Source organism: Micromonospora sp. NPDC023888 (assembly GCF_040639415.1).
Classification (GTDB): Bacteria; Actinomycetota; Actinomycetes; order Mycobacteriales; family Micromonosporaceae; genus Micromonospora.
The window spans coordinates 1-4,372 of sequence record NZ_JBEZZW010000081.1 but is presented as its reverse complement, the minus strand read 5'-3'; the positions used below and the strand labels follow the sequence as shown (position 1 = coordinate 4,372).

The 4,372-nt window shown below is 68.6% G+C and carries 2 protein-coding genes; both read left to right on the top strand.

The features are described from left to right. Positions 1–3,492, top strand: a 3,492-nt coding sequence (locus AB0F61_RS34025; RefSeq protein ID WP_357818473.1) for a DUF6531 domain-containing protein, incomplete at its 5' end; no start/stop codon positions are given. 12 nt (positions 3,493–3,504) lie between these two features. After that, a complete protein-coding gene (locus tag AB0F61_RS34020; RefSeq protein ID WP_357818470.1) occupies positions 3,505–4,116 on the top strand; it encodes a hypothetical protein in 612 nt (203 codons plus the stop codon). The last annotated feature ends 256 nt before the right edge of the window (positions 4,117–4,372 follow it).

The following is a 4,372-nucleotide window of genomic DNA, read 5'->3' as shown; positions in this document are numbered from 1 at the left end:
GACGTGGCCAGCGGCGAGGTGGTGCTCACCCAGACCGACGCCGAGCTGCCCGGCCTGCTCCCGCTGGTCCTGAGCCGTAGTCACCTGTCGTCGTACCGGGTGGGTCGGTGGTTCGGGCCGTCCTGGGCATCGAGTCTTGATCAGCGGGTCGAGGTCGACGACCACGGCATCTGCTTCGTCGCCGAGGACGGCATGGTCCTCACCTATCCGACGCCCGCGAGTGGCGAGGCGCCGACCCTGCCGGAGACCGGGCCGCGCTGGCCGCTGTCCCCGACGGCTGACGGTTACCGGGTCGACCAGCCGGAGACCGGTCGCGCGCTGCACTTCCAGGCGGTGCCCGAGCATCCTGAGGCGGAGGGGGAGGGCGACCCGGTTCAGGTGCTGCCGCTGGGTGCCGTCACCGACCGTAACGGCCATCGGATTGACCTGGAGTGGCACGACGGTGCGGTCACCGAGATCCGGCACAGTGGCGGGTACCGGATCGCGGTCGACACCCTGCACGGCCAGGTCGCGGCGCTGAGCCTGCTCGACGCGGAACCCTCCGGTGACGCCCGGACTCTCGTCCGGTTCGGTTACGACGAGGCTGGTCACCTCACCGAGGTGATCAACGGGTCGGGTCTTCCGCTGCGGTTCGCCTACGACGACGAGGGCCGGTTGACCAACTGGCAGGACCGCAACGAGCAGGAGTACCGCTACACCTACGACGACCAGGGCCGCTGCGTCGCCGCTACCGGCTCCGGCGGATACCTGTCCGCCCGGCTGCACTACGACCCCGTCGAGCGGAAGACCGCGGTGGGCGACTCGCTCGGCTACACGACCATCTACGACCTGACCGAACGCGGCCAGGTTCAACGGGTCACCGACCCGCTGGGCAACGTCACGGCCTTCACCTGGGACAGTTTCGACCGGAAGCTGACCGAGACCGATGCTCTCGGGCGGACGACTCGTTGGTCGTTCGATGACGATGGCAACCTGGTCGAGGTCACCCGCCCGGACGGCAGCCGGGCGTTGGCGTCGTACAACGACGTGCATCAGCCCGTGGTGGTCACCGGCGTCGACGGTGCGGTCTGGCGGCGTGAGTACGACGAGCGCGGCAACCTGACCATGGTCAACGACCCGATCGGCGCGGTGACCCGCTGCCGGTACGACGCGCTCGGTCACCTCACCGAGGTGACCGACGCGCTCGGCAACACCCTGCTGGTGACCACCGACCCGGCCGGGTTGATCAGTCAGCTCACCGACTCCGTGGGGGCGGTGACGAGTTTCCGGCGGGACCGGGCCGGGCGGATCGCCGAGGTGATCGACCCGCTCGGTGGCATCACGCGTCTGGGCTGGACCGCCGACGGCCAGCCCGCCTGGCGGCGTAGCCCGGACGGGTCGAGCGAGGAGTGGACCTACGACCCCGAGGGCAACCTGGTCAGTCACACCGATCAGGTTGGGGCGATCACCGAGTTCGAGATCGGCCACTTCGACCTCATGGTGGCGCGTACCGGGCCGGACGGCGCCCGGTTGTCCTTCGGTTACGACACCGAACTGCGCCTCACCTCGGTCACGAACGCGCAGGGGTTGGTCTGGCGCTACGACTACGACCCGGCGGGGCGGTTGGTCGCCGAGACCGACTTCAACGGCCGGACGCGGACCTACACGCACGACGCCGCCGGGCAGCTGATCGCCCGGACCAACGGCGCTGGGCAGACCGTCGAGCTGGTCCGCGATGTGCTGGGCAACGTCGTGGAGAAGCGCACCGCCGAGGGCGTCACGACCTATGGGTACGACCCGCTCGGCGACCTGCTGCACGCCAGCTCCCCTGAGGTCGATCTCCGATTCGAGCGGGATCCGCTGGGCCGGGTCCTCGCCGAGATCCGCGATGGTCAGGTGGTCACGTCGTCCTACGACGTGCTCGGTCGACGGACGCACCGGCGTACTCCGTCGGGGGTGGAGAGCGCCTGGGAGTACGACGCCGGGCACCGGCCGGTGGTGTTGCGCACCGGCGGCGCGACGGTCAGCTTCACCTACGACGCGGCCGGCCGGGAGACCCGGCGGGCGGTCGGCAGCCTTACCCTGACGCAGAGTTGGGACGCCAACGACCGGCTGCTCTCGCAGATCCTCACCGCGAGCACTGCCGGCCCAGCCTCGGTGCCGGACCTGGTCGCGCACCGGGCCTACCGGTACCGTGCCGACGGCTACCTGACCGACGTCGCCGACCACCTCACCGGCGAGCGACGGCTGGAGGTGGACCGGGCCGGCCGGATCACCTCGGTGCAGGCCGCCGACTGGACCGAGCGGTACGCCTACGACGACACGGGCACTGTCGCGAGCGCGACGTGGCCTGGCCGGGGTGACGATCGTGCGGATCAGGGTGAGCGGGACTACACCGGCACCCTGATCCGACGGGCGGGGGACGTCCGTTATGAGTACGACGCCGCCGGCCGGATGACACTGCGGCAGCGCAAGGAACGCTCGACCAAGCCGTCGACCTGGCATTACACCTGGGACAGCGAGGACCGGCTGACCGCCGTCACCACTCCGGACGGCACCCGCTGGCGCTACCGGTACGACGCGCTCGGTCGCCGGGTCGCCAAGCAACGCCTCGACGCCGACGGTGGCGTAGCCGAACAGGTCGACTTCGCCTGGGACGGCCCCTGCCTGATCGAGCAGACCCACCGCGGCGAGGCCGGCGAACGGACCAGCACCTGGGAGTACGCCCCCGACACGTTCACTCCGATCAGTCAGACCGACGGCCTGGCCGATCAGGACGAGGTGGACCGCCGTTTCTACGCGATCGTGACCGACCTGGTCGGCACACCCACCGAGCTGATCACCCCGGACGGCGCGATCGCCTGGCAACAGCGCACCACCATCTGGGGCATCCCTACCCAGGTCAACAGCGCCGGAGCAGACTGCCCGCTGCGCTTCCCGGGCCAGTTCCACGACCCGGAGAGCGGCCTCAACTACAACCTCTACCGCCACTACGACCCCGCTACCGCGCGATACGTCAGCAGCGATCCCATCGGCCTGCTCGGCGCGAGCGACCCGTACGGCTACGTCAGCAACCCCACCGACCTCGTCGACCCGTTCGGCCTCGTTCCCTGCGCCCTACGGCCCGGTGGACACAAGGTCAACGATGTCGCGCCGCACAAGAATCTCTCGCCTGGCGTCAACCGGGCACCCGGAAACAAGAACATCGCCGCCGACCTGCAGGTGCAGAGCCACCACATCATTCAGAACGAGTGGGCCGTCGTCAACAAGGTCGTCAACTATTCCCGCGGTGCCGCACCAGCGATCCTGCTCCGTACGTCGAGCGGCGAGGCGCACGCGCTCATCAGTGCCGCCCAGTCGGCGCGCCGGAGGGCGGGGGGCTTCGCCACCAGCATTCAGCACGAGTTCCGGGAATCGTATCGAGAACTGTTGAACGCCGGTGTGCCGCAGGACGTGGCCCAGAAGGCAATCAAGGACGCGTACAAGTACTTCAACAGCATCAATGCCATTTAGGGGGAGCGTTTCGTGGACGAGGATCGCAAGGCGATCTCCCAACGCGTCGAGGCGCAGGTGGGCGTCCGGCCGCCGGAGGCCCTGCTCGACGTGTGGACGGGCGTGCGGCCGGTGGACGACGACGGCGACGTCTACGTCTACGGTCCCGACGAGATCGCCGAACGCAACCTCGCGTACGAGGTCCCGGAATACGCGCCAGGCCTGCTGCTGATCGGCAACGACGGCGGGGGAGACGGCTTGTTCGTCGCGACGAACGACCCCGATCCCGAGGTCGTTCTCATCGACCTCGGGGCGGTGGGCACGTCCGACGGCACGCGCGCTGGTCGGTTGTCGGTGCTGGCTGCGGAGGGCTTCCGCTCGATCGATTCGACGGAGGACGCCAGGCTTGAGGCAGCGGCCGGGCCGATCGACGTCCTGGTCACCCATCGTCCCGGTGTGAAGGCAGTGATGGAGATGCGCAAGCTGCTCCACCTGTCCCTGCCGATCAGCGCGCTCACCGCTGCGGACGCCCAGTTCCCGATGGTGGTGCTGACCGACGTCTACTACGCCAAGTACGGAGAGGCCATCAGCCAGCTGAACATGCGCTACCAGTGCCTGGCTGTTCGCCCACACGTCGCTGCGTAGAAGACACAGACGAGGTGCCGCCGCCGGTGGGTCCGGTTCGTTCCGTGATTCCGTCACCGTGTGATGTGGCGATGCGGGCCGCTGCGCAGATTGTGCGAGATTTGCGACTGAAGTAGTCATCGAAGTTTGTCGGGTGTCTATGTTCGGTGCGTAGTGCGGGTTGTTGGCGTGGACACGGGGAGGTCCGGGCGCGATGGCTGAGTTTCCGGCGCATCTGTTCAGGATGGATGGTGATCCGTCGGCGATTCGGTCGTCA